Here is a 25,904-nt window from a genome sequence, read left to right on the forward strand (position 1 = left end):
CTGCCGGTTGTCAATAGTGAGCCGGAGCCAGGTGCGAACGTTAAGGAGCTTGCATGGCGTTATCTCGGCAACAGATCATCGACACCGGCCTGGAGATCCTGCGCAGCTACGGCCTGGCCGACCTGTCCATGCGGCGGCTGGCCCGAGACTTGGGGGTGCAGCCGGGCGCCCTCTACTGGCATGTGAAGAACAAACAGGAGCTGCTCGGGATACTTGCCGAACGGATCCTGGCGCCGGTCGCCGTGGATGCTTCCGCCGGCGGTGGGGCCGCCGATGCACGGCGTCTGGCAAAGGACATCCGGGTGGCACTGCTGTCAGTGCGGGATGGCGCCGACGTCGTCTCCCTCACCCAAGCACTGGACCCGCAGTCCCTGGAGCCCTTGCGGCTGCTCGAAGCGCTGCTGTCAGACTGCGGCCTGCCGGCGGAGCACGCAGGCTGGGGAGCCCGAACACTAATGCACTTCATCCTGGGGGCGGTCGCCGAGCAACAGACACGGGCTGAGCTCGCCGGCGCCCGCCTGGTGCCTTCCGGCTTCCAGGAACTACCGGCGGACGAAGCATTCGACTTCGGTGTGGACACCATCCTCCGGGGACTGGGCCTATAAGTCGCTCCAGCCGCGGTGTACGCCTCGTCATGCCGGCGGTTATCCACCTCCAAGATAGGGGGTAGTCAAAGTGGTCCGGAGGTGGGCGAATGGTATGGCGGTGGAGTACCGCGTATGCGAGGAGTTTCTGACTATCAAAAACCTGCCAGAATCTAGAAGGCGTTGCGCTTCCGTTGAGAACCCGGGACGTTCGTCACGGGTTGGTGCGCCGTTCGGTCCTCGAGGTTCACGTCACCCTCGCCACGGGCAGCTTCTCGAAACCTCGACGGAGGCACACCGGTCCATCGTTTGAACGCCACCGTGAAGCTGTCAGGGTCGGTGTAGCCCAGCGTGCGGGAGATCTGTGCGATGGAGTGACTCGTATTCGAGAGCATGTCGGAGGCGAGTTCATTCAAGGTCTCATCCCGAACCTGGACGAAGTCATGGCCAGTTTGCTCCAGCTTGCGCTGAAGGGTTCGTGGGGATACCCGCAGCGCCGCGGCCGCGTTAGCCAGCTTCCGGTTGAGTTTGGGCGCGGCCTTGATGGCTTGTGCGACGGTGGCGGGCCAGTCTCCCGTGGCGCGGAACGAATCGAGCACCTCGTTGTCGGCCCGCACCCAGGCCGCGTGCTGGAAAGCGTTTCCGTAGGGGAGTTCATAGGTCGACATCGCGGGATCCCACCACAGGCGTAATGCCTCGGAGCCGCAGTCGACATCGCAGGAAACGTACGTTGTGGCCTCTGGGGAGATTTCCGCGAGGGGGAATTCAACCCGTGTGAAGGGGAATGGTTCGCCATACAGCCAGTCAAGGGAGCGTGAGGTGACACAGAGCTCGCGGTAGACGCTGAACGGTATGAGGTCTTCCGGGGTCTCGGGGTAGGAGTATTCCATTCCGGTGATTGCCCCTTCCGGTGTCCGCAGAGGGATGATCTGCAGGAGTCCCGGTGTGTAGTCCAGCGGGGTGGCGGCCTCCAGCCATGCTGCGACGGTCGGCGCTGTTGCGAGGGCCATTCCGCGGGCACCGGTCGTACTCGTTGTGTACGCCCGCGCGGCTCGGATCCAGAGATCAACACGATCGTGCGTGAGCGCCACGAACTGCTGCTGGAATGCCAGCTCCTTCTTGGCGGGAATGGTGCCTCCCGGTCGGTCGACGGCGTAGGGCGCGATGTCGGCGCGTGCTAGCGCGGCACGCCAGTCCAGACCAGCATCCCGGAGCAGATCGCGCAGGTTGTGGACGCTGAAGTTCTGCACGCGCAGGTTCTGGTAAGAGTTCAACTTCATCGCTTCACTCCTCGTCGTCAGGGTTATCGCCACGGTGATGCAACGTTATGGGGCGACCCGTTGCAGGGTGTGTGATTGCCGCAAGCATGGTGGCGTGCTCCAGATCGCGATTTTACCTTGTGGCGTAGATTTCCGGTTAGTTGGCGTACTTTACCGGACCAGTGCAGTGATTTGGCTCATAGCATTGACATGAACCGCCGCAAGCAGAGGCGCTGGCGCATCACAGGAGAGTCGAAGAGCTCCGACCACGGGTCGACTCCACTGGCAGGTCCCGCGTCGATTTGGCTTGTCCCGAGAACCTCGGATCCGGCAAATCGATGCGGTCGTGCTATCGCACGCCCACCTCCAGCGCGCTCGAAGGCACTCACCGACGCAATGAATGGGAGTACACCAATGACCGACATGGCAACCACGACAACAACAGCACAGCGTGACTTCATCGCCGATCACACCGTCGAACGCGATCAGAGCCCGATGATCGGCGGCGATAACGCGTTCAAGGTCGCGGTTTTCGGGGCGAACGTGACGACGGGCCAGGGAGGGCTGAACCTGGCCGAGAACACGATCAAGCTGGGAAACTGGGCCGAGGTCGAGCAGCTTGCGCAGAAGGCAGACCGTTACGGCGTGGACGGATTCATCCCGATCGCGCGGTGGATGGGACTCACGGGCCCTGAAGGTCCTTGGGGTCGCCAGTTCGAGACGTTCACTTGGGCGGCTGGGCTGGCGGCGGCGACGAAGAACATTCAGATCTTCGCTACCTGCCTCATCCCGTTTATCCACCCGATCATGGCTGCGAAGATGATGGCGACGGTCGACCACATCAGCGGCGGCCGGATGGGCCTGAACGCGACGGCGGGCTATTTCAAGCCCGAGTACGCCATGTTCGGCGTTCCGGTGCCCGAGCACGACGTGCGCTACGAGCTCGCCGACGAGTGGATGACGATCGTTGAGCGGCTCTGGTCGAACGACGAGATCGAGTTCGACTTCGACGGTGAATTCTTCCAACTGGAGGGTGCGCAGTCGCACCCGAAGCCGGTGCAGACGCCGGGTCCCATGGTGATGAGCGCGGGCTCGAGCCCCGCCGGCCAGCAGTTCGCGTTCAAGCATGCAAACATCCTCTTCGCGGCGATCACGAGTGTTGCGCACAGTGCCGAGGTCACGCCCAAGCTGCGGGCGAATGCCAACGCGGCGGGCCGCGAGGACCTCGGGCTGTGGTCGGGCGTGCACATCATCTGTAAGGACACCGAGAAGGAGGCGCGCCAGTACCTCGAGTACGTCGAGGAGAACGGTGACTATGAGGCAGCGCTCAAGTACAAGCACATCATCATGAACGGCGACTCACGCGGCTGGAGCTGGGACAACTACAAGAAGTCCGAGGACCCGAAGCAGGACGAGACGATCAAGACGTTCTTCCGCGCGGGTCTTGTTCCGCTCGTCGGCACGCCAGAGATGATCGTCGAGGGTCTGCAGAAGCTGCAGGACTCGGGCATCACCGGCGTCTGCACCGGACTCGTCGACTACGACGAGGGCCTGGACCGGATGAACGAGCAGATCTTCCCGCTGATGCGCGAAGCCGGCCTGCGCGCCTGACGACGGTCGACTACTCAGAACAAGAGAGGCATGAGATGACATTTCCTGACCCCAAGAAGTTCCGTCTCGTCGTGGCGGGCACGACCGAGTCGGGCGAAGTCGACTTCATTGAGCCCGGCCCTGCCGCCGAGTTCGACTTCCCCGGCGTGTCCGCAGGCGCGTTCTACTGGGCCGTCGAGGGCGGGCACAGCAAGGAAAACTTCGGCGCCCCGCCGAGCAAGGTAGCGCTGGCAGGACCCAACGGATCCACCTTCGGTATCAGCAGCTTCCCCGCGCACTCCTCCGGCGAGGTGGACGCCTCGACCCTCGACGAGAGCATGACCGCCACGGAGGACGACGGCGACGCCGGCATGCACGCGAGCGACACGATTGACTACGAGGTCGTGATTTCGGGCAAGGTCGACCTGGTACTCCCGGGAGGCAAGAAGCGCACGCTCGTGCCAGGCGACCTCCTGGTAATGGCGGGCGTCCCCCACGCCTGGAAAAACCCGTACGACGAGGACTGCGTCTACATCGTTGTAACGGTCGGCTTCAACACCCCGGAGGGCACGTCGTGAGCCCGACGTCACCCGGCAAGGCGCTGCGGGCGGTCTTCGAGAGCAAAAAGACGGCGCTGATGCCGTTCGGAGCCCTGCCGATCCACGCGCAAATGGCGCAGCACGCCGGTTTCGACGCGTTCCAACTCTCGGGCGGCATGTCCGCCTGGTGGCAGGGCGTTTCCGACACAGGCTGGCTCACGCTGACCGAGGTCGTCGAACACGCCAAACGCACGGCCCGCGCTGTCGACATCCCCATTTACTGCGACGCCGACACCGGCTTCGGCGCGCCGATCAACGTGCAGCGCACCGTCATGGAGTTCATCGACGCCGGCGTCGGCGGCATCCATATCGAGGATCAGCGCGAGCCTAAAAAGTCAGGCGGTGTCGCGGGAATCGAGCTGGTCTCCGACGCCGAGGCGGTCGGACGCCTCAATGCCGCGGTCGACGCACGAGACAAGTACGGCGCAGACTTCGTGATCGTCGCGCGCACCGACGGATACGGCGCGGCCGGCGGCGGAGTCGACGAGGCGATCCGCCGCGCACAGCTCTACAAGGCCGAGACCGGCGCCGACGTAATCTTCTTCGAGGGCTTCCACACGTGGGAGCAGGCAGAACTCGCGCTGAAGGAGACTCCCGGGCCCGGATACGCCATCGGAGTTCCGATGATCGGGCGCAAGAGCGTCGCCGAAATGACCGCCATCGGTCAAGCCATCCAGCCCGTGCCCTTCGTGCTGCCCGGGATCAATGAGGTGTGGCGACTGCTCATGCAGGTGAAGGAAGCCGGCGAAGCGACGCCGATCGCCGAGTACATCGACCGCATGACCGAGGACACCGACGGCATCGGCTGGGGCGCGATGTTCGGGCGACCCTCGACCGACTACGTCCGCGAGACGGAAGAGAAGTTCCTTCCGCAGGACTCCCAGCGCGACTACGAAAATAACCTCCACGCAGGAGAACGGAGCTACTAATGAGCGAACAGCTTGATTTCAATGGACGGGTGGCGATCGTCACCGGCGCAGGGCAGGGGATGGGGCGCGAGCACGCCAAGATGCTTGCCTCCCGCGGCGCACGCGTGGTCGTCAACGACCTCAACGCGGCCAATGCTGCCGAGGCGGTAACCGAGATCACCGAGGCAGGCGGCACCGCGGTGGTGGACACCCATAACGTCGTCACCGGATCATACGACATCGTCCAGACGGCGCTCGATGCGTTCGGGCAGCTGGACATCGTCGTCAACAACGCCGGCATCAACGCCTTCGGCCGCTTCTGGGAGATGGACTCCGACACATGGTGGCGGATCTTCGACGTCGCAGTGAAGGGCGTCGTCGGGGTCTCGCGCGCCGCGATGCCGCACTTGATCGCCTCGGGCAGCGGCCGCCTGATCAACATCTCCTCGAACGGGGTCATGGGAGTGCCGACCGACACAGCCTACAACGCTGCGAAGGCCGCGATCTGGGGGCTGAGCATCAGCCTCGCAGCCGAGGCGCGGGAGGTCGGGGTCCAGGTCACCACGCTGATGCCGGTTGCGTGGACGCCGATGACCGAGGACGCGTTCCCGAACCCGGTCATCCAAGACGCCATGCGCGAGACGGTTCCGCCCAGCGCTGTATCCGCCTTCGTGACCTGGCTGGCTCATCAGGACACCACAGTGTACGGCGAGACGTTCGAGATCGCGGGAGTCGCAGCCGGCCGCGTGGCAATCGCTGGAATGCCGCGGATGAAGGTCGAGGTGCCCACGCCAGAGGCTTGGGCCGACAGCGGGGAGGCGCTCATGAAGGACGGCGAACTGCGTCAGTTCCGCAACGCGAGCGAGTCGTTCCGCGACCAGATGGTGTACCTGGCGCCCGAGCTCGACGCGGTGCTCCCCGCCGACGCAGCGGACGTGTCGAGGTGACCGCGATGTCTGTGGCAGAGAAGGAAGGACTGGTCATGATTCAGAACAGGCTGTGCGGTTTCGATGACGATCCGATGATCGTGCGTCAAACGTTCGCGCAGTTCCCCTCAGGCGTCGCGGCGCTGGCAGCCGATATCGACGGCGTGAAGCACGCCCTCGTCGCCTCCTCCTTCATGGTCGGTGTGTCCCTGGAACCGTGCCTCGTCGCGGTCGCGGTGCAGAAGACGTCCGAGACGTGGGACCAGATCTCAAAGGCCAGCCGCCTCGGCGTCTCGATCTTCGGGAAGGGGCAGGGCGGGCTCACACGACAGCTCGCCAGCAAGAATCGCGCCGCGCGGTTCGAGCACGTCGCCATCGAGGCCAGCGACGACGGAGCTGTCTTCATCGACGGGGCGGCACTGTGGCTCGACTGCTCGATCTCCTCGGTCTCGGAAGCCGGCGATCACTGGATGGTACTGCTCGAAGCGCACCGGCTCGGTGCCGGTGAGAACGAGCCGCTCGTCTGGCACGGTTCAACGTTCCGCGAGCTCGCGGATCCTCCTTCAGCCCGCGCCGCGTAACCTCGCATCCGACGAGGCTTCCTACATAACCGGCAGCGAGCTGGTCGTCGACGGTGGACGCCTGGCCGAGTAAGAGAGCTCGCGCGTTCGAGGGTGCGGCTCCGCCCTTCTCGCTCAAGAAAAGGGCGGAGCGCACTTGCGAAAGTGTGAGTGGCCTCGACCGCTCAGGCCTCGGGCGCGATCGGCAATGCCAAGGGCCAGCCTTGTACCCTCGGCCGACCGAACGCCTGCCCGGTTTACCGCCAAGGCAGCGTTCCCAGTGTGAGGAGAGGAAATGAGCACGATCAATCGGTCCCTTGGCGTCAGGTGTTCCTCTGACGCTGCAAATGGCATCCCTGCGGCCCACGTCGTCATCGCTGCCGTCGTCCAATGGCGGGGCAGGATTGCCTTGTTCAGAAGGAGCCGTCAGGTTGGGCACGACAGTGGCCTTTGGCACTGCATCACGGGATTTGTGGAAGCCGGGGCAACGCCCGAACAGCAGGCTCTTGAAGAGTTATTTGAAGAAACCGGGCTGCAGGCCAAAGACCTCCTTGACCTCCGGCAGGGACCGGTTCTGGTGGTCACCGATGACTCGGGAGCTCGCTGGCTAATTCACACCTTTACTGCCCTGACCTCCCGCAGACGATTACGAACAAACTGGGAACACGATTCATACCGGTGGACTGCCCCGCACAAGGCAAAGCGCTTTACTAATCGGGTCTCCTGGCTGGACGAAGTGCTCGACGCAACCGGCCATTACCCCGCTGCCGTCCCGGCACCACAGCCACGGACCAACATAAAACAGCTAGATCAGCGAGTGAGTCAATGAAAGCCATGACCGAAGTGAGCGCCTCTTCCGGCGGTAGTCACCCACTGCCGGGCGCCGTCGTTGTGCCTCAAATCGGCGGCGCCGTCCGGCTTGAAGGCGCAGTGGAGCACGGTGATGCCCGCGGCCGGGAGCTTGGTTATCCCACGGCCAACATTGCCGTGCCGAACGCGAAGATCCGGGACGGTGTCTGGGCGGGCACTGTCTGCCTTGGGCCGGAAGGGCTGGGCGAGACATATGCTGCCGCTGTCTCGGTGGGGCGCCGCCCGACGTATTACCGCAAAGGAACGCGCCTGCTGGAAGCTCACCTTCTGGACTACACCGGTGACTTGTACGGTCGCATCGTTGTGGTGAGTCTGCACGTTTATATACGCCCCCAGCGCAGATTCCACGGAACCGATGAACTTGTAACCCAGATCAGGGACGACGTGGCCAGGGCGCGATCCTGGGCCCTGGGTGCTGGCGAGGAATTTTGGTCGTGAGAGATCACAGGCGGCAATCCGAAGGCGCCGCATTGGACCGACGGTTCACGGCCGCACCTCTTACCCGCCGGCAGTGGCGGCTGGCGGCCCAAACGGGGGCAGCCGCTGCTGCCCAAGCCCCTGCAAGCCACTTGACACTCAACCGGGCAACGCCCAGCAAACACGGAGCTTGGAGCCTGCTGATCAACGCACTGGTAGAAATCCGGCACGACGGCCAAGTCATCAGAACTGGCTTCGTCGAAGACGCCATGCCTGACTCTTCCGTGCTCTGGATCGCCGCGGACGCCAACGGTCCGCGCCAAATGTTTGAAGCGTCCCGGGGACACCAGGTGTGGGTTACACCCCAGGAACTGCCCGACGGCCTCCGCTACCGGATGACTACGAACCAGATCTTCAGAGCCGTATCCACGCGCAACGCATAAGCAAAACACCCCAAGCCAGACAACTGAGCCCTTCAACAGGCAACTGTGCCGGTGAATCCCAAGGATTCCGACGATATCCGAAAGCGCGCCAGCACCTCCTGCAGAACTCTCATGGGTTGGTGCTTCCGTTTGCTTCCCGGGGAGGCGAGGAATCCTATGACCGCCCAAACCCCGACTGCGAATCTGGGTTAATCGCGTGGGGTGCCGGAAGGTTTTGCGTGCATTGTAGTTCCCGTTGTTCGCCGCCGATGTTCGTGAATATGTCACTGGAGGCAGTTCGCTGGAGTGGTGCCGACGGGATCAGTTGGCATAGAGTCTGTGGAGGTCGGTTAGCGCTTGCTCAGACCGCCCGAGAAAGTCTCCGTCGAGGAGGTCTAACAGGAATGGCCAATGGGCGCGTCGGCAGGTGCCGCGTCAGTGATATTCACAAGGGTGGCGGCTTGGCCTAGACTGAGGCGCACCTGACGAGTTCCACCATTTAAAAACATCGAATCAAGTCGCTTGTGGGCGATGGTCAAGGGTGTTCAGCGCTGGGGTGGAAACTGACGAAAGAGCTGAAGCCTGCCATGAAGTTATCGTCCTTCAACTCCCTCCCGGCTCCCGAGGCTGCCGCGCTGCTGCGTCCCTGCGTGGACAATTCCCGCTGGTTGTCGGAGTTGGTGGCTGCGCGCCCGTTCGGAGACAAAGAGCAACTGCTGGCCGCGGCGGCAAGCGCGGCGGAGCCGTGGAGCGAGGCCGAAATCGACACTGCGCTGGCCCGACATCCGCGCATTGGCGAACGCGCCGAGGGCACCAGCACCGAAGCGGGAATGTCCCGCACTGAACAGTCCGGGGTGTCGCGTGACGCCGCGGTCCAGGCGGAATTGCGCCGGCGGAACCTCGCCTACGAGGAAAAGTTTGGCCGCGTCTTCCTGATCCGCGCGGCGGGCCGCAGCACAGAAGACATCCTCAAGCAGCTAAACAGCCGACTGGACAACTCGCCGGAACAGGAGCTCGCGGTGGTGGGCCAGCAACTGCGCGAGATCGCCCTCCTGCGGCTGGAGGGAGTAATCGAGCAGTGAGCGTCAGCCATATCACCACCCACGTCCTCGACACCGGCATCGGCAAACCGGCATCCGGTGTCAAAGCCGTGCTGGAGGCCCAGTCGGCGTCCGGCTGGCAGGAGGTCGCCTCCGGGCAGACCAACGACGACGGCCGGATCAAGAACCTTGGGCCCGAGGTAGCAGATGCCGGCGTCTACCGGATCAGGTTCGAGACGGGACCGTACTTCGCGGCGACGGGAACCGAGACCTTTTTTCTGTCGGTGGAGGTGACCTTCGAGATCAAGGACCCGGCCCAGCATTACCACGTGCCGCTTCTGATCAGCCCGTTTGCTTACTCAACCTACCGAGGGAGCTAGCCAGGATGAGCACACCAGCCAACAGCAGGACGTCCACCCGCGTGGTCCTGGGACGAAACCAGTACGGCAAGGCAGAAGTCCGGCTGGTCAAAATCACCCGGGACACCGACCGGCACCAGATTCAGGACCTCAACGTCACGTCCCAGCTGCGCGGAGACTTCGAGCAAGCACACACCGCCGGCGACAACGCGCACGTGGTCGCCACGGACACCCAGAAGAACACCATCTACGCGCTGGCCCGGGACGGGGTGAAAACCCCCGAGGAATTCCTGCTCCGGCTGGGACGGTATTTCACCGGCCGGTTCGACTGGGTTACCGGAGGGCGTTGGTCGGCCGAGCAGTACTTCTGGGACCGGATCAACGACCATGACCACGCCTTCGCGCGCAACAAGAGCGAGGTGCGCACCGCCGTCGTCGGGATGTCCGAAACGGGGGCAACCGTGGTGGCCGGTATCCAGGACCTGACGGTCCTGAAGTCCACCGGCAGCGAGTTCCACGGTTTCCCGCGGGACAGATACACCACGCTGCAGGACACCACCGACCGCATCCTGGCCACGGACGTCACGGCGCGCTGGCGCTACCGAAGCACGGAAGTGGACTTCGATGAGGTCTACGCCAGTGTCCGCTCGCTGCTGCTCAAGGGCTTCGCCGAAACCCATTCGCTGGGCCTGCAGCAGACCATGTTCCAGATGGGGCAGCTGGTCTTGGAAGCGCAGCCGGAGATCGAGGAGATCAGGATGTCGTTGCCCAACAAGCACCACTTCGCCGTGGACCTGCAGCCGTTCGGCTTGGACAACCCGAACGAGGTGTTCTTCGCCGCCGACCGGCCGTACGGGCTGATTGAAGCCAGCATCCAGCGCGAGGGAAGCCCGACCAGCCACACGATTTGGGCCGACATACCGCGATTCTGCTAGCCGTGGCGCCGCGGGCACGACCGATTCCTTACGGGAGGAACACGATGACCATCGCGATAACGAAGCAGCAGCCTGTTGCCGGCGCCGAGGAGATCCTCACGCCGGAGGCGCTGTCCTTCATCGAAGAGCTGCACCGCAAGTTCGCCGGCGCCAGGGACGCCCTGCTGGCCGAGCGTGCCGAGCGGCGCCGCGACGCAGCGCAATCGGGCCGGCTGGATTTCCTGCCGGAAACGGAGCACATCCGCACCGGCGACTGGAGCGTCGCCGCAGCTCCCGCGGCCTTGCGGGACCGCAGGGTGGAGATGACCGGGCCGGCGTCGCCGGCCAAGATGGCGATCAACGCGCTGAACTCGGGGGCCAAAGTCTGGCTGGCGGACTTGGAAGATGCCTGCGCGCCGACCTGGCACAACGTGATTGATGCCCAGCTCAACCTCTACGGTGCCGCCCGGGGCGAGCTGTCGCACACCTCCGCCGAGGGGAAAGAGTACCGGCTGCGCACCGACGCGCCGCTGGCCACCGTGGTGGTCCGCCCGCGCGGTTGGCATCTGCCGGAAAAGCACCTGACGCTCGACGGCGCCCCCACCATCGGTGCGCTGGTGGACTTCGGTCTGCACTTTTTCCACAACGCAGACCATCTGGCTTCCACCGGGCAGGGGCCGTTCTACTACCTGCCCAAGATGGAGAGCTATCTGGAGGCGCGGCTGTGGAACGACGTGTTCATCGCCGCGCAGGACGCGGTGGGCATCCCGCGGGGGACCGTGCGGGCCACGGTGCTGATCGAGACCATCCCGGCGGCGTTCCAGATGGAGGAAATCCTCTTTGAACTACGCGACCATGCCTCCGGCTTGAACGCCGGCCGCTGGGACTACCTGTTCAGCATCATCAAGTACTTCCGCGATGCGGGCGCGGACTTTGTGCTGCCGGACCGCGCGAGTGTGTCGATGACGGCGCCGTTCATGCGGGCCTACACCGAACTGCTGGTCAAGACCTGCCACCGCCGGGGCGCTTTCGCGATGGGCGGGATGGCCGCGTTCATCCCCAACCGGCGCGAACCGGACACTACCGCCCGGGCGGTGGAGAAGGTCCGTGCGGACAAGACCCGGGAGGCCGACGACGGTTTCGACGGCTCCTGGGTGGCCCACCCCGATCTGGTGCCGATCTGCCAGGAAGAGTTCGACGCCGTGCTGGGCGACAAACCGAACCAGCTGGACCGGCTGCGCGAGGACGTGCAGGTCACGCCCGATCAGCTGCTGGACATTCCGTCCGCCGGCGGCGAGGTCACCGAGGCGGGCCTGCGGCTGAACCTCTATGTGGCGGTGGCCTACACCGCCGCCTGGCTGTCCGGCAACGGAGCGGTGGCGATCCACAACCTGATGGAGGACGCGGCCACCGCCGAGATCTCGCGCTCGCAGATCTGGCAGCAGCTGCACAACAAGGTGGTGCTGGCCGACACCGGAAACACGGTCAGCACGGAACTGGTGGACACGCTGCTGACCGAAGAAACCGAGCGGCTGCGCGGGGAAGTCGATCCGGAGACCTTTGAGCGCCACTACCTGCCGGCCAGCCGGCTGATCCTCGAACTGGCAACCGGGGCGGAGTTCGTGGACTTCCTGACCCTGCCGGCCTATGAGCTGGTGTCCTGATGGCCCGCCGCCTGGCCCTGGGGGCGGCCGCGCTGGCCTGGATCGACGCCGAGCTGGGTGCCACCGACCGCCTTCTCGCCACCCATTACCCGGGCGAGACCGCGGGGCGCCAGCCGGTCCACACCGTCTATATTCCCGCCGACGCATACGTTCTAGATGTGCCTGCGACGTGGGGCTCCGAGGCGCTGGCAGCGGCCAAAGCGCACGGCGGCCTGGAACAGCTGGCGGCCTCGCTGGAACTGGGGGAGCCGGAACAGCTGGCCGAACTCGTCCGGCGCAAACTGGAGACTGAACCGATCGAAGACCTGCGCGTGGACTTCGAGGACGGCTACGGCAGCCGCGACGACGAGGAGGAAGACGCCGCGGCGCTGCTGGCCGGCGAGCTGGTGGCCCAAACCGCTGCAGACGGGACGGCGCCTCCGTTTATCGGCGTCCGGTTCAAGTGCTTGGAGGCGGCCACCCGCGCCCGCGGGCTGCGCACGCTGGACCTGTTCATCGCGGCCCTGGCCGAGCATGCCGCCGGACGCGGCCTGCCCGATGGGCTGGTGCTCACCCTGCCCAAGGTCAGTACCGTGGACCAGGTCCGGGCCATGGTCTACGCCTGCGAACAACTGGAGCGCGCACATGGTTTCACCACGGGGCGGCTGCGCTTTGAAGTCCAGGTGGAGACGCCCCAGCTGATCCTCGCCGCGAACGGCACCGTGCCCGTGGCCCGGCTGATCCACGAGGGCGCCGGCCGGGTGTCGGGCCTGCACTACGGAACCTACGACTACAGCGCCTCGCTGGGAATCGCCGCTGCCTACCAATCGATGGAGCACCCGGCGGCCGACCACGCCAAGAGCGTGATGCAGGTTGCCGTGGCAGGAACCGGCGTCCGCCTCTCCGATGGTTCGACGAACATCCTTCCGGTCGGCGAACCCGCAAACGTCAGGACGGCCTGGGCGTTGCACGCCAGGCTGGTCCGCCGGCACCTGGAACGCGGCATCTATCAGGGCTGGGACCTGCACCCCGCCCAGCTGCCCACCCGTTTCCTGGTCACCTATGCCTTCTACCGCGACGGGCTGCAGTCCGCGGCCTCGCGGCTGAGGAACTACCTGCAGGGGATCGACGGCACAGTTCTGGATGAACCCGCCACCGTTTGCGCCCTGGCCCGCTTCCTCGACCGGGCGCTGACCTGCGGCGCGGTGGAAGAGGCCGAGATCCTTCAGCTGGCGGACCTCTCCGAGGCACGGCTCCGAACGCTGGCATACCCGCCCAGAGCCTCTGCGCCGGAGGAAACACCATGACCACGCCGCACTACTACGCGAATCCGGCCGGCCTGCCGCCGCAAACCGCCCTGCTCACCGACCGGGCCATCGTAACCGAGGCCTACACGGTCATACCTCGCGGCGTACTCCGCGACATCGTCACCAGCATGCTGCCCGGCTGGGCCGGCACCCGCGCCTGGATCCTCAACCGACCGGTCCCGGGAGGAGCCAGCACGTTCGCGCAGTACCTGATGGAAGTCGACCCCGGCGGTGGATCGGAGCGTCCCGAAGAGCAGCCGACGGTGCAGGGTTTCATCTTCGTGCTCCGCGGCGAGCTGTCCGTGACGATCGACGGCGAGCGTCGCCAGTTGCTCCCGGGCGGATTTGCCTACGCCCCGGCGGGTGCCCCATGGGCGGTCAAGAACGACGGCGATGCGCCCGTGCAGTTCCAGTGGATCCGCAAGGCCTACCAGCCGCTGGAGGGCCATAGCGCAAAGCGGGTCTTCGGCAACGAGCAGGACATTGAACCCGTGCCGATGCCGGATACGGAGAACAGATGGCGCACCACCCGGATGCTGCCCGTCGATGACCTGGCCTACGACATGCACGTCAACGTGGTCACGTTCGAGCCGGGCGGCACCATCCCCTTCACCGAAACGCACGTGATGGAACACGGGCTGTACGTGCTCGAAGGCAAGGGGGTGTACCGGCTCAACGGCGACTGGGTGGAGGTGCAGGAAGGCGACTACCTGTCGCTGCGGGCCTTCTGCCCGCAGGCTTGCTACGCCGGAGGGCCGTCCAATTTCCGTTACCTGCTGTACAAGGATGTCAACCGGCAGATCATGCTCTAAGGCCGGAATGGTGACAGGAGCAAGTCCGTTGACGAAGGAAGCGCAACAGGCCTACGACCTGGTGGTCCGGGGGTGCCGGGTCATGACGCCGGAGGGCACAGGGCCACGGGAGATCGGCGTCCGGGCCGGGACCATCGTGGCACTTGCACCCCTGGGGTCAGGGCTGCGGGGCGCCAGGACCCTGGAACTGCAAGCCGACGAGACATTGATCCCCGGCCTGGTGGACACGCACGTCCACGTCAATGAGCCGGGGCGCACCGAGTGGGAAGGGTTCGCCTCGGCCACCCGCGCGGCGGCGGCCGGAGGGGTGACCACCATCCTGGACATGCCGCTGAACAGCATCCCGCCCACCGTGAACGTACTCGCTTTGGAGGAGAAACGGGCTGCCGCCGTCGACCAGGCCTTCGTCGACGTTGGTTTCTGGGGCGGCGCGGTGCCAGGGAACAGCACAGACCTGCGACCGCTCCACGACGCCGGAGTCTTCGGCTTTAAGTGCTTCCTAATCCATTCCGGAGTGGACGAGTTCCCGCCGCTGGATCCGGCGGAGCTGGAGAAGGACCTGGCCGAACTGGCAGCCTTCGGCTCGCTGATGCTGGTGCACGCCGAGGATGCGGCGACCATCGACCGGGCGCCGCAACCTGCCGGGACCAGCTATGCGTCCTTTCTGGCCTCGCGGCCGGGCAGCGCGGAAACCGCGGCGATAGCGGACGTGATCAATCAGGCCCGCAGTACCGGTGCACGCGTCCACATTGTGCATTTGTCCTCTGCCGAAGCGCTGGCGGAGATCGCCGAGGCCAAGGCCGCCGGCATCCGGCTCACCGTCGAGACCTGCCCGCACTACCTGACGCTGACGGCCGAAGACATCCCGGACGGAGCCACCCCGTTCAAATGCTGTCCGCCCATCCGCGAGGAAGCCAACCGTGAGCTGCTCTGGGCCGGCTTGGTGGGCGGGACAATCGACTGCGTGGTCTCCGACCACTCGCCCAGCCCCGTGGACCTGAAGGACTTGGAGCACGGCGACTTCGGCACCGCGTGGGGCGGGGTCGCCTCGCTGCAACTTGGCCTGCCGCTGGTCTGGACCGAGGCGCGCCAGCGCGGCGTTGCACTGGAACGGGTGGTGGACTGGATGTCCGCCCGGCCGGCCGCCATCGCGGACTTGGCGAAGAAGGGCCGAATCGAAGTCGGCGCGGACGCCGATTTCGCCCTCTTCGCCGACAAGGAGGACTTTGTCGTGGACGCGGCAGCGCTGAAGCACAAGAACCCGGTCTGCCCCTACGACGGCAAGACCCTGACGGGGGTCATCCGGCGCACTTTCCTGCGCGGCGCCCCGGTCACCGATGACGTCCCCCGCGGGCAACTGCTGCGCCGCGGCAGGGACTGAGGAGGTCAGAAGCCCGAACCCGGCGGCGCCAGCGGCGGCCGCCCGACGCCGGACCTCGGCGGCACCAGCGGCGGCCACGCAATTCCGGCCGGCGGTGGCTTCCGGCATAGCATCGGATCCGTGAGTAGTGCGGAGCAACCCTGGGCGGGCCACCCGAAAGGCAGCCGGGGCTACCGCAATATGCTGCTGGCCCTATTGTTCGCCGGTTTCGCCACCTTCGCCCAGTTGTACTCCGTTCAGGCCGTCCTTCCCGGCATCGCCCGGAGCTTCACGGTCAGCCCGGCCGACGCGGCTCTCAGCCTCTCCGCCGCCACCCTCGGCCTGGCGCTCGCGGTGATTCCGTGGTCGGCCGTGGCGGACCGCGCGGGCCGCAAGCGCACCATGACCTGGGCGATCAGCGCCGCCGTGGTGCTGGGCCTGCTGCTGCCGCTGGCGCCGAACTTCCCGGCCCTGCTGGTGATGCGCTTCCTGGAGGGTGCCGCGCTGGGCGGGATCCCCGCCGTCGCACTGGTCTATCTAAATGAGGAGGTGCAGCGGCTGCACGCGGCGGTGGCCGCCGGCACTTACGTCGCGGGCACTACCGTCGGCGGCCTGGCTGGGCGCCTGATCGCCGGACCGGTGGGGGAGTTGGCCGACTGGCGCGCGGGCGTGCTGGCGGTCAGCCTCACGGCCGCACTGGCCGCGGTGCTGTTCGTCCGGCTGGCTCCGGCCCCGCGCGGATTCCGTCCCATCCTGCGCGGGCAGGGCCCCGGGCTCGGACAACGGATCCTGGCCAACCTGCGCTCGGCGCCGTTGCTGGCGCTGTACGCGCAGGGGTTCCTGCTGATGGGCGGCTTCGTGGCCGTTTACAACTACCTGGGCTTCCGGCTGGAGGGGCCGCCGTTCTTCCTGCCAGCGTCGCTGGCGTCACTGGTCTTCCTCGCATACCTGGCCGGAACCGTGAGTTCCCGGGTGGCCGGCGGGCTGACGGTGCGGACCGGCCGCCTGCCGGTGCTGCTGGGCGGGATCGTGGTCAGTATTGCCGGGCTGGCGGTCACGCTGGCCGATTCGCTGCCGCTGATCCTGCTCGGGCTGCTGCTCTTCACGGCGGGATTCTTCGCCGCCCATTCGATCGCGTCCGGCTGGACACCCCGGCTCGCCACGGTCGGCGCGGCGCAGGCCTCAAGTCTCTACAACCTGTTCTACTACGCAGGATCCAGCCTGTTCGGCTGGGCCGGCGGCCTCTTCTTCGGCCGTTTCGGCTGGACCGGCGTCGTCGCCTTTACCGCCGCGCTCGCCACCATCGCAGGTACGACGGCGGTGCTCGCCCTCCGTACTCGCCGCGCCGGGGAATGAGGCCAGCCGCCGCAGCGAGGAGCCTTCGCGGTGGAGGGTTCATCGTTTCGGAATCGGGGTGATGGTCGGAGGTTCCGGCATCGGGGCAGTCCGAGGCTTAAGCTTGAAGGCGTGAATCCGGAGAAGACGGCTGCACGGCAGCAAGGACAGGGCCTGAACCGGAGTATCCTTGCGCTGGCCATCCCCGCGTTCGGGGCCCTGATCGCCGAGCCGCTGTTCCTCGCGGCCGATTCGGCCATCGTGGGGCACCTTGGCGTGGCGGAACTGGCCGGCATGGGGCTGGCCGCCACCGTGGTGCAGACCGTCGTCGGACTGATGATCTTCCTCGCCTACTCCACCACGCCCGCGGTGGCGCGACTGCTGGGCGCGGGCCGGCTGGCGGAGGCCTACGGCGTCGGACGTGACGGCATCTGGCTGGCGCTGGCCGTCGGCGTCGTGATGGCCATCGCCGGCTGGTTTGCCGCCCCTGATCTGCTAGCGGCGATGGGCGCCACCGGATCAGTGCAGGACTTTGCGGTGGACTATTTGCGCTGGTCAATGCCGGGGCTGCCCGGCATGCTGATTGTGCTGGCGGCTACCGGTGTGTTGCGCGGGCTGCAGGACACCAAGACCCCGCTGCTGGTGGCCGGCATCGGTTTCCTGGTCAACATCGGCCTGAACTTCCTGCTGGTCTACGGCATGGGACTTTCAGTGGCCGGTTCGGCGATGGGCACCAGCCTGGTGCAGTGGGGCATGGCTGCGGTCTACCTGGTCATCGTCTACCGCGGGGCGGTCAAATACTCCGTGCCGCTGCGGCCCACTTGGGCGGGGCTGAAGGCCACCACGCACGTGGGATCCTGGCTGATGCTCCGGACCTTGAGTATGCGGATCGCGCTGCTCGCCACCGTTTTTGTGGCCACCTCGCAGGGTCCGGTCAGCCTGGCCGGGCATCAGCTGGTGATGACCATGTACAGCTTCCTGGCCTTCGCGCTGGACGCCATTGCGATCGCCGCCCAGGCCCTGATCGGCAAGGAACTGGGCGCGTCGAACAAGGCGCTGGCCCACTCGCTGACCCGGCGGATGATCGTCTGGGGCATCGGGTTCGGTGCGGTGACCGGCCTGCTGTTGGCCGCGGTCGCTCCGGTGCTCGGCTGGGTCTTCACCTCCGATCCGGCTGTGCATCAGGCCTTCACCGCCGCGATCTGGGTGCTGGCGTTGAGCCAGCCGATCTGCGGGTTCGTGTTCGTGCTGGACGGCGTGCTGATCGGCGCAGGTGACGCGCGCTATCTGGCGATTGCCGGCGTCGTGAATCTGGCCGTCTATGCTCCGCTGCTGGTGTGGGTGGACCAGGCCGGGCTGACGGGAACCGAGGGCCTGCTCTGGTTGTGGGCGGCGTTCGCGCTTGGCTACACGGCAGCGCGCGCCGCGACGCTGGGCTGGCGGGTGCGCAACGATGCGTGGATGATCACCGGGGCGCATTAGGCTGGAAGCCGTGACGATCCCGAGTACTACCCAGGCCGCCGCGTTCTGGCAGCCGGTCCTGATCCGTGCCCTGGTGGCCGCTGCCTTCGGCGCCATCACCATCTTCTGGCAAGAGCCCGGCCGCGCCGTGATGGCCGTGGCCGGCGGACTCTTCCTGCTGCTCAGCGGCGGGGCGGTCTGGCTGCTGGCCCGCCAGCGGGCGGCCGCGGCGCACCGCCAGCTGCTGCTCCTGCAGGCCGGCGTGCTGGCCGTGACCGGCGTCCTTGCCTGCGTGTTCCAGACCGTGCCGATGTTCACCGTGTTGGCCACTGCGGCGCTGCTGGTCTCCGGCGGCGCGGAGCTGATGCTCGGCTGGAGCAACCGGCCGTCCGGCGCGGCCAAGGGACAACCGGCACACGGTGACGGCTCCGTGGCCGGTACCGGTTCCCCTGCCCACGGCGACGCCGGCTCGGTGCTGGCCCGTGACTGGCTGATCACCGGCGCGGTGTCCGTGGGCTTCGGCATTGCCCTGCCGTTCTTCGCGTACCTCGGCCCGCACGCGTTGCTGGGCGTGTTGGGCGGGGCGGCGATCATCATCGCCGTCGTGCTGCTGATCGCTGCCTTGAGCCTGCGCCACGACGCACGGCAGCCCACCGCCGGCTGACGGGCCCGCCTGGATTAGCAGCCCGGCCGGCACCAGTGTGGCGCCGGCCACCGACACCCTGTACCACTTCTACGGCCGGTAGACTGGATATGGCTTTACCCCGTCAGCAGGAGGAATCATCGTGGCCAAGAACGCGTCTGGGCGTCCGGACGAAAAGCGGATGTCCGTCAAAGGCCCGCTGATCTTTTCGGCGGTGCTGGCCGTCATCGCCGGTTTCCTCACCATGGTCTTCGCCACCGGCGGCTCCGGAAACCTGCTGCGCTGGGACCTCGGCGTGACAGCTGCCGGCATTGCCTTCATCGCTTCCCTGCTGGTGGTGGCAGTGCTGACCATGTCCACCAAGGAGAACCCCAGCCACCTCAGTGAGGGCTCCGGGATCCACCGGGTCTCGTCCAAAATCCCCGGCGGCGCGGGCACCGTGCCGGCCCCCGGCACTCCGCAGAGCCGGGCCGAGGTCGCCAAACAGCAGGCAGCGGAGGACGCCAAGAATCCTGGCCAGGCCGGGAACCGTCTTTCGCACAGCGACGACGACGACGGCGGCGACGCCCGCTGATGCGCTGGCGCGGGCCCTCCCGCGCCTGACAAGCTGGCACTATGACTTCCGGCGAGCCCTCCCCGCAGCATCCCTTCCCGGCCGACCCCGGCGACACCGCGGCTGCGACCGCCGAGCAAGCCACGGAAACGAAAACCACTCTGGCGGCAGAGCTGTGGTACCGCTCCGATCCCGGACTCTTCAGCGATGAGCTCCGGAACCGATTGGCGGCCGAATTTCCCGGCGCCACCTTTTCCGACGGCGTGGCCCTGCTGCCGCACGCGGAGTATTCCTTCGACATCAACGGTTCCGCCGGGGTGCAGACCGTCCACCTGAGCACCGGCGTCGCCGTTCCCAGCGTCCAGATGTCCTCCGCTGAAGCGCTGGAGGCCACCCCCACCGACCAAAGCTGGTCCTGGCCGGATGCCGCGCAGGAGGTGCCCGGCTGCAGCCATCGGATCCTGGTCACGGAAGTGCTGGCCAGCGGCTTCGAACCCAAGCCGCGCGTCGAGTCCTTCCACCGGGTGTTGCGCCTGCTGGCGGGAGCGACCGGCCCTGCGGCCATCCGCTGGCTGCACAACTCCCACTGGCGCGATCCGGGCGACCTCGGGGCCGCCCATCCGCTGGCAGGCCCGGTGAACATGCGGTTCTTCCTGGTCAGCAACGACGAAGGCGCCATGGTGGTGGACAGCTTGGGCATGTACCAGCTGGGCCTGCCGGACGTGCAGGTGCACTTCCGCGAAAAAGACCCGAACGTGCTGGTGGAACTGGCCTTCAACGTGGCGGCGTACCTTTACGAGCACGGGCCGGTGATCCAGTCCAAGGCCCAGCTGAACGGCCCCGACGGCATGAAGTTCACCGCCACCTGGGAAGATTCGCTGCTGCCGCCGCTGCGCGGGGTGATCGATCTGGACCCGGGCACGCCGTACTCAGCCGGCAACCGGTAGCCGCCGCCTCGGTGGGCACGCCGGCCGGCAGGCCAAGCGGTCAGCCGACGGCGGCCGCCTTCCGAGCCCGGTAGGCAGCCACGTGCGTGCGGTTGGCGCAGTTGCCGGTATCGCAGAATCGCTTCGAGCGGTTTTTCGACAGGTCCACGAGTACCGCCGAGCAGTCCTCCGCGGCGCAGGTCCGCAGCCGGTCGAGCTGCTTCTCGCGGATCACGTCCACCAGTGCCATGGCAACCTCCACCGCAATCCGCACGTCCAGCGGCGCGGACGGGCTGGTGGCGTGCAGGTGGTAGTCCCACTGGTCGTGCTTGACCAGCTGCGGGATGGCACCGGCGTCGGCCAGGATCTTATTCACCATCACGACGGCGCGGTCCTCCGGGGCGGTCCAAACCTCCTTGAGCACGCGGCGCAGCTCCCGGACCGCCTGAAGTTCCTCCTGGGAATGCGTGCGCGACCCGGTGAGGCCGAAGTCGTCCACTAGCGCGTCCAGATCCGCTACGCTGGCCAAGCCGTCCGGATGCACTTCGGCCGTGTTGACCAGCCGTGCCGCGTCCACCAGCGAATGCTCCGTGTCATGAGCAAACACCATCTTGACTCCTGAACATTGGCGGTACTATCGTCAGGAGTATACCTCTAATGACTCCTGACAGGCTCACTCTGTGCCAGGAGCGAACCACACATTCCGAAGGACCACCATGGCTTCTACCGCCGCTGAGCAGCGCACCCAGACAGCCCCGCCGCGCCCCGGTTCCGCCGTGGCCGGCGTCGGCATCGCGTTGGCCTCCTCGGCGGTGTTCGGGCTCTCCGGATCCTTTGCCAAGGCCCTGCTGGAAGCCGGCTGGACGCCCGGTTCCGCGGTGGCGGTGCGCATGGTGGCCGCGGCGTTGGTGTTGTCGCTGCCCGCCGCGTTCATGCTGCGCGGCCGGTGGCACCAGTTGCGGCAGAACTGGAAGACCATTGTGCTCTTCGGGCTGATCGGCGTGGCCGGCTGCCAGCTTTTCTATTTCAACGCCGTGGCCACCTTGTCAGTGGGCGTCGCGCTGCTGCTGGAGTTTTTGGCCCCGGTGCTGATTGTCCTCTGGCTCTGGCTGACCAGCCGCCGGATGCCACGCCCGGCAACCATCGCCGGAACGGTCCTGGCCGTGGTGGGGCTGATGCTGGTCCTCGACGTCTTCGGCCCGGTGAAGCTGGATCCGGCCGGTGTGCTCTGGGGGCTCGGCGCGGCAGTGTGCCTGGTGGTCTACTTCTTCATCACCGCCAAGCAGAACGATTCGCTTCCCCCGCTGGTCCTGGCCGCAGGCGGCCTGCTGGTGGGCGGCGCCGCCATCGTTGTCATGGGTGCGGTGCAGATCCTGCCGATGGCCTACAGCACGGCCGACGTGCAACTGGCCGGCTGGAACACCCAGTGGTGGGTGCCGCTGGCCGGGCTGGTGCTGCTGTCCACGGTGCTGTCCTATGTCACCGGCATCATGGCCGCCCGCGCCCTCGGCTCCAAGGTGGCATCCTTCGTCTCGCTGACCGAGGTGCTGTTCGCCGTCATCTGGGCCTGGCTGCTGCTGGGGGAGCTCCCCGCCGTCATCCAGCTGCTCGGCGGCGCCCTGATCGTCGGCGGCGTGGTGCTGGTCCGCTCCGACGAACTGCGCGGCCCCAAGCTGCGCAGACGCCGCCAACCGCGGCCCGTAGCGTAGGCCGGGGGACCGGCAGGGGCCTTGTCCAGCGCAGCCTCCGGCTGCAGCTCACAAAAGCAAGCGCACCGAGGCGTCAGGTCATGCTTCCACGACGATCGTCCCCGCGGCCCCGTCGACGGAAAGGGTGTCACCGGTTCTGATTCGTACCGTTGCATCGGGGACTCCCACAACGGCGGGGATCCCATATTCACGGGCGACGACGGCTCCGTGCGAAATGGGTCCGCCCATTTCCATCACCAGTGCCCCGGCAGTCATGAACAGGGGTGTCCATCCCGGGTCGGTCGACGGGGCCACGAGGATTTCACCCGGTTCCAGCTGGGCACTGACCGGGTCCAGAATGACTCTGGCTTTGCCTGTCACCGTCCCGGCGGAGGCCGGCGCCCCGACCAGGGTTCCCGGTTGCAGCTGGCCGTCCGCGGGCGATGCCGCGCGGGCTTGCGCAGCCATGGCTGCTTCGACGTCCGTGCCGTCCGAAAGCAGCAGCCGGGGGATGTGCCTGCGCCGCATTTCGCGCTGATAGTCTCGGCGGCGTTCGGCGATCAGTCCGCGCAAGTCCGCACCGCGCAGGCCCACCCGGGCTTCAGTAAAGTCGAGGAAGAAGATGTCGTCGGGTGCGGCGATGCGGCCCGCATCGGCGAGTTCCTCGCCCACCAGCCGAAGCTGCCGGCGGAGGGCGGCGAGGGTGGCGATAAGTCGGAACTTGGGGGACTCGCGCATGCCGGCGGTGGCGCGTGCGCGCCGCAGGCTGTAGGCCACGATTCTTCCGCGCAGGCCGGACCTGCCGCGGACCCGCGCGGCCAGCTCGGCTGCTTTGGCTTCGGCCGTTTCTGCGGCTCGCGCAAATAATCGGTCCGGCGCGAGCTCCGGGTCCGTCAGCTTCAGGTAGTTGGCCAGGACGTTGATGATGTGGGCCGGGTCCTCGGACCATCGGGGGATGCCGAGGTCAATCTCGGCCACGGAACGGTGGCCATAGGTGGCCAGGAAAGCGCGCAGTTCGCTTTGGCAGACGGCGGGCAATGAGCCTGCAAGGTAGCGGCGGGCCAGCAGCTGGGGGTCTTCCTCCGTGAGCGTGCGAACCGACTCAGGGTCCTCGCGGATCACTCTGGCGGTGTGCCAGAGGCGCAGATCCATCTCCGTGGTCACATTGTTTGGTAAGCCGCGCAGTACCGTCTGCAGGTCGCCGGGCTGCACCAGCCGGCCCAGCGCCACACGGGCCACGGCCAACCAGATATACCCGGCCGCGGGCGGCGGCACTTCGCGGATCAGGACGGAGGTGACGTCGTTGGCGAGGATGCGCTCGGTGAAGTCGAGGCGCCGGGTACTGGAGGCTGGCTCCTGCAACACCAGCATCCGTTCGAACCCGTTGCGCGATTCCCGGGCCCGTTTCACCGCTGCGGCGGGATTGGCCACCGCACGCAGGACCTGCGGCAGCAGGCGCAGTTGCGGGAAGGTGCGGAAGGTAGTTTTCAGCGACGCCCATCGGGACTCTTTGATGAGCGAGAACCGGGGATCGTCCGCCAGGTGCCTCAACACGTCCACGGAGCGGGCATCGGCCGCCTTCATCAAGCGCAGTATGCCGCTGCGGCCGCCCTTGCTGCGCAAGAGCGGGGTGACATCCAGATAAATGCGCATTCCGATCTGGGCAAACCGGTAGGCTGCCTCGCCCTCGCTGGTCCGTGCGTCCCGGCTGCTGCCCGCCATCAAATCGACGGCTGCCATACCCATGGGCGTCAGCGGACGGGTCAGCCCCTGCAGCAGGCTGGCGCACAGATAGGCGCGGGCACCGTCGCCGGGGCCGTATGGCTCGGGCAGCGGATACAGCGTGGTGATCGGGCGGGACTGAACCACCCACACTTCCCCACCCGGGCCGATGGCCCACTCCAGATCCTGCGGCTCGCCGTAGTGCTCCTCCACGCGGGTGCCCAGCCTGGCCAGTGCGTGGACCTGCTCGTCGGTCAGGCATGCCTGCCGCTGGCCGTCCTGCAGCTGCAGGCGACGGGTTCCGCCGCCGGGGGTGGCGCGGATTTCGATGCGTTTGTCCCCCAGCCTGCGCTCGAGGATCTCACCGGAGGCGGCATCGACCCTGAACTGGTCCGGGTTCACCGCCCCGCTGACCAGCGCCTCGCCGAGCCCGGGCGCCGTATTGACCACGGTCTCCTGGCGGCGGCCGGTCAGCGGGTTGGCCGTAAACATCACCCCGGAGACGGCGGCATCGATCATCTTCTGAACAACCACAGCGATGCCGACCGAGTGCTGGGCAATGCCGTGATCTGCGCGGTAGGCCACGGCCCGCTCAGTCCAGAGCGACACCCAGCATCGGCGGACCGCGGCCAGCAGTGCGTCCGGGCCGACGACGTTGAGGTAGGAGTCCAGTTGGCCGGCGAAGCTGGCTTCCGGGAGGTCCTCCGCCGTGGACGAGGACCGAACAGCCACCGGGACGTCCCTCCCCAGACTGGTGTAGGCGGCAAGGATCGATTCAGCGATGCCCTCGGGTATCGGGGTGGCTTCGAGCCTGCCGCGCATCTGCTCCGCAAGTTCGGCCAGTTCCGGTTCCCCCGCGCTCGACGCTGTCCCTCCGGCTGCTGCGCCCGGCCTGCCGGACGAGGCTTGCACATCCTCAAGCACCGATTCCAGCCCGGCAGCGCTCGCTGCCTGCCGGTACGCCGCGGTGGCAATGCAAAAGCCTTCGGGGACGGGGAACCCTGCCGCCAGGAGCACACCGAGGTTGGCGGCCTTGCCCCCGACCTCTGGCAACATGCCCGCATCCGCGTGGGCCAGGTCGATGACGTTACCCACTGGACGCGGGGTGGGCTGCTCTGCGCGATCCATAATTGACCCGATCACCGGACGGGCGAAGATGATGCATGCGACTCTAAGGCCAGCCCCGGCAAGAATTCAACAGGCGGCGCAGGGCAGAGCCAAGGGGTGGTCAGCGGACAATCTTGAAGTTGAAGGCGGGCGTGCCGAGCGCGCTCATCAGCCGGAGCCAGACGGGCATGAGCATCTCGACACCACGGGCGGTGGTGATGTCGCCGAGGTCGATGATGTCCTGGTGGCCGAAGTCCTTCAGCAGCCCGGTGACCGTGGTCTTGGCATCGGCGTCGTTGCCGGAAACAAAGACCGTGCCGGCCTCGGGGAGGCTGGCCGGATAGGCCTGAAGATCCGCGGTCAGGGTGTTGAGGGCCTTGACCACGCGCGCGGCGGGGAAGGCCCGTTGGATCTGCTCGCCAAGGGAGTCAGTGTCCTTGACGAAGAGGGTCGGAGGCATTCCCTGGCTGAAGTCCAAGGGATTGGCGATGTCGAGTAGGACTTTGCCATCGAGGTTTTCGGCCCCGGCCTCGGTCAAGGCGTCCAGGGAGGCGCCGCCGTTGGTTGCATTGACGATGAGCTCGGCACCGGCTGCGGCATCGGCCAAACGGGCGACACCGATGCCTGGGTTGTCGGCTGCCCAAGCGGAGAAAGGCGGGGTGCCCATGGCATCGGAGGAGGTCCGCGACAGCGTCGCGTCGGGATCACGGGTTCCGATGGTGACGGTGTGGCCCAGCTCGGCAAGTCGTGCTGCGATGGTCCGGCCCACCCTGCCGGTCCCAAGGACTGCTGCTTTCATGATGTACTCGCTTTTCGGTTCGGGGTGCCCGGTCGAATCTGGACGCCTGCACTACTCACTGTGCTCCTCCCGCGGGAGGCAGGCCAGCCCGGTCGAGGAT

General features: G+C 66.6%; 26 protein-coding genes. 22 read left to right on the forward strand and 4 right to left on the reverse strand.

What is annotated here, in order from left to right; genetic code table 11:
* Positions 1–53 precede the first annotated feature (53 nt).
* On the forward strand, positions 54–605 hold the full coding sequence (locus AC5RWX_RS00615; protein ID WP_494096824.1) for a TetR/AcrR family transcriptional regulator C-terminal domain-containing protein: 552 nt from the start codon (positions 54–56) through the stop codon (positions 603–605).
* A 152-nt stretch (positions 606–757) separates the two neighbouring features.
* On the opposite strand, the gene AC5RWX_RS00620 is transcribed toward AC5RWX_RS00615, so the two are convergent.
* Positions 758–1,864 (reverse strand): helix-turn-helix domain-containing protein, encoded by a 1,107-nt coding sequence (locus tag AC5RWX_RS00620; protein WP_494096825.1) that lies wholly within the window; start codon positions 1,862–1,864, stop codon positions 758–760.
* Positions 1,865–2,257: 393 nt separating this feature from the next.
* Here AC5RWX_RS00620 and AC5RWX_RS00625 point away from each other — a divergent pair, with 393 nt between their 5' ends.
* The 20 genes from AC5RWX_RS00625 (at position 2,258) to AC5RWX_RS00720 (ending at position 20,509) form a co-directional block, all read left to right on the forward strand.
* The gene (locus AC5RWX_RS00625; protein WP_494096826.1) at positions 2,258–3,454 is read left to right on the forward strand and encodes an LLM class flavin-dependent oxidoreductase; all 1,197 of its coding nucleotides are present in this window, start codon (positions 2,258–2,260) and stop codon (positions 3,452–3,454) included.
* Positions 3,455–3,489: 35 nt separating this feature from the next.
* Positions 3,490–4,011 (forward strand): cupin domain-containing protein, encoded by a 522-nt coding sequence (locus AC5RWX_RS00630; RefSeq protein WP_494096827.1) that lies wholly within the window; start codon positions 3,490–3,492, stop codon positions 4,009–4,011.
* The gene (locus AC5RWX_RS00635) at positions 4,008–4,961 is read left to right on the forward strand and encodes an isocitrate lyase/PEP mutase family protein (protein WP_494096828.1); all 954 of its coding nucleotides are present in this window, start codon (positions 4,008–4,010) and stop codon (positions 4,959–4,961) included. The genes AC5RWX_RS00630 and AC5RWX_RS00635 overlap by 4 nt, the downstream gene beginning before the upstream one ends.
* Positions 4,961–5,887 carry an SDR family NAD(P)-dependent oxidoreductase gene (locus AC5RWX_RS00640; RefSeq protein ID WP_494096829.1) on the forward strand — a complete coding sequence of 309 codons (927 nt, stop codon included), beginning with the start codon at positions 4,961–4,963 and terminating at the stop codon, positions 5,885–5,887. Before AC5RWX_RS00635 ends, AC5RWX_RS00640 begins: the two co-directional genes overlap by 1 nt.
* An 11-nt stretch (positions 5,888–5,898) precedes the next feature.
* Positions 5,899–6,447 (forward strand): flavin reductase family protein, encoded by a 549-nt coding sequence (locus AC5RWX_RS00645; RefSeq protein ID WP_494096830.1) that lies wholly within the window; start codon positions 5,899–5,901, stop codon positions 6,445–6,447.
* A 274-nt stretch (positions 6,448–6,721) separates the two neighbouring features.
* Positions 6,722–7,255, forward strand: a complete 534-nt coding sequence (locus tag AC5RWX_RS00650; RefSeq protein WP_494096831.1) for an NUDIX domain-containing protein — start codon at positions 6,722–6,724, stop codon at positions 7,253–7,255.
* Between the two features lie 5 nt (positions 7,256–7,260).
* Positions 7,261–7,734: a riboflavin kinase gene (locus AC5RWX_RS00655; RefSeq protein WP_494096832.1), complete on the forward strand. Its 474-nt coding sequence runs from the start codon at positions 7,261–7,263 to the stop codon at positions 7,732–7,734.
* Positions 7,731–8,156: a hypothetical protein gene (locus AC5RWX_RS00660; protein WP_494096833.1), complete on the forward strand. Its 426-nt coding sequence runs from the start codon at positions 7,731–7,733 to the stop codon at positions 8,154–8,156. The genes AC5RWX_RS00655 and AC5RWX_RS00660 overlap by 4 nt, the downstream gene beginning before the upstream one ends.
* 566 nt (positions 8,157–8,722) lie before the next feature.
* Positions 8,723–9,217: a 2-oxo-4-hydroxy-4-carboxy-5-ureidoimidazoline decarboxylase gene (uraD, locus tag AC5RWX_RS00665; protein ID WP_494096834.1), complete on the forward strand. Its 495-nt coding sequence runs from the start codon at positions 8,723–8,725 to the stop codon at positions 9,215–9,217.
* A complete protein-coding gene (gene uraH, locus AC5RWX_RS00670; RefSeq protein WP_494096835.1) occupies positions 9,214–9,555 on the forward strand; it encodes a hydroxyisourate hydrolase in 342 nt (113 codons plus the stop codon). Before uraD ends, uraH begins: the two co-directional genes overlap by 4 nt.
* A 5-nt stretch (positions 9,556–9,560) precedes the next feature.
* A complete protein-coding gene (pucL, locus tag AC5RWX_RS00675) occupies positions 9,561–10,469 on the forward strand; it encodes a factor-independent urate hydroxylase (protein ID WP_494096836.1) in 909 nt (302 codons plus the stop codon).
* A 44-nt stretch (positions 10,470–10,513) separates the two neighbouring features.
* Complete coding sequence (gene aceB / locus AC5RWX_RS00680) at positions 10,514–12,112, forward strand: malate synthase A (RefSeq protein ID WP_494096837.1); 1,599 nt, start codon at positions 10,514–10,516, stop codon at positions 12,110–12,112.
* Positions 12,112–13,398, forward strand: coding sequence for a DUF6986 family protein (locus tag AC5RWX_RS00685; RefSeq protein ID WP_494096838.1), 1,287 nt, complete (start codon positions 12,112–12,114; stop codon positions 13,396–13,398). The genes aceB and AC5RWX_RS00685 overlap by 1 nt, the downstream gene beginning before the upstream one ends.
* The gene (locus AC5RWX_RS00690) at positions 13,395–14,210 is read left to right on the forward strand and encodes a bifunctional allantoicase/(S)-ureidoglycine aminohydrolase (protein WP_494096839.1); all 816 of its coding nucleotides are present in this window, start codon (positions 13,395–13,397) and stop codon (positions 14,208–14,210) included. Before AC5RWX_RS00685 ends, AC5RWX_RS00690 begins: the two co-directional genes overlap by 4 nt.
* Positions 14,211–14,217: 7 nt before the next feature.
* Positions 14,218–15,591 (forward strand): allantoinase AllB, encoded by a 1,374-nt coding sequence (allB, locus tag AC5RWX_RS00695; protein WP_494096840.1) that lies wholly within the window; start codon positions 14,218–14,220, stop codon positions 15,589–15,591.
* A 180-nt stretch (positions 15,592–15,771) separates the two neighbouring features.
* Positions 15,772–16,926 (forward strand): MFS transporter, encoded by a 1,155-nt coding sequence (locus AC5RWX_RS00700; protein WP_494096955.1) that lies wholly within the window; start codon positions 15,772–15,774, stop codon positions 16,924–16,926.
* 111 nt (positions 16,927–17,037) lie between these two features.
* A complete protein-coding gene (locus tag AC5RWX_RS00705) occupies positions 17,038–18,387 on the forward strand; it encodes an MATE family efflux transporter (RefSeq protein WP_493962715.1) in 1,350 nt (449 codons plus the stop codon).
* Positions 18,388–18,397: 10 nt separating this feature from the next.
* Positions 18,398–19,030, forward strand: a complete 633-nt coding sequence (locus AC5RWX_RS00710; protein ID WP_494096841.1) for a hypothetical protein — start codon at positions 18,398–18,400, stop codon at positions 19,028–19,030.
* Positions 19,031–19,151: 121 nt separating this feature from the next.
* A complete protein-coding gene (locus AC5RWX_RS00715) occupies positions 19,152–19,583 on the forward strand; it encodes a hypothetical protein (protein ID WP_494096842.1) in 432 nt (143 codons plus the stop codon).
* A gap of 41 nt (positions 19,584–19,624) precedes the next feature.
* A complete protein-coding gene (locus tag AC5RWX_RS00720) occupies positions 19,625–20,509 on the forward strand; it encodes a DUF4261 domain-containing protein (protein ID WP_494096843.1) in 885 nt (294 codons plus the stop codon).
* Positions 20,510–20,549: 40 nt separating this feature from the next.
* Here the strand turns inward: AC5RWX_RS00720 and AC5RWX_RS00725 are convergent, their stop codons facing one another.
* Complete coding sequence (locus AC5RWX_RS00725) at positions 20,550–21,098, reverse strand: CGNR zinc finger domain-containing protein (protein WP_494096844.1); 549 nt, start codon at positions 21,096–21,098, stop codon at positions 20,550–20,552.
* 106 nt (positions 21,099–21,204) lie between these two features.
* Between AC5RWX_RS00725 and AC5RWX_RS00730 the strand changes: the two genes are divergently transcribed.
* Positions 21,205–22,197 (forward strand): EamA family transporter, encoded by a 993-nt coding sequence (locus tag AC5RWX_RS00730; RefSeq protein ID WP_494096845.1) that lies wholly within the window; start codon positions 21,205–21,207, stop codon positions 22,195–22,197.
* A gap of 78 nt (positions 22,198–22,275) precedes the next feature.
* Here AC5RWX_RS00730 and AC5RWX_RS00735 read toward each other — a convergent pair whose 3' ends face one another.
* Entirely contained in the window at positions 22,276–24,993 is a 2,718-nt protein-coding gene (locus AC5RWX_RS00735; RefSeq protein ID WP_494096846.1) for a PEP/pyruvate-binding domain-containing protein, read from the reverse strand.
* Positions 24,994–25,126: 133 nt separating this feature from the next.
* A complete protein-coding gene (locus AC5RWX_RS00740) occupies positions 25,127–25,804 on the reverse strand; it encodes an NADPH-dependent F420 reductase (protein ID WP_494096847.1) in 678 nt (225 codons plus the stop codon).
* Positions 25,805–25,904: the final 100 nt, after the last annotated feature.

It is taken from the genome of Arthrobacter sp. SPT-J7 (assembly GCF_059089965.1).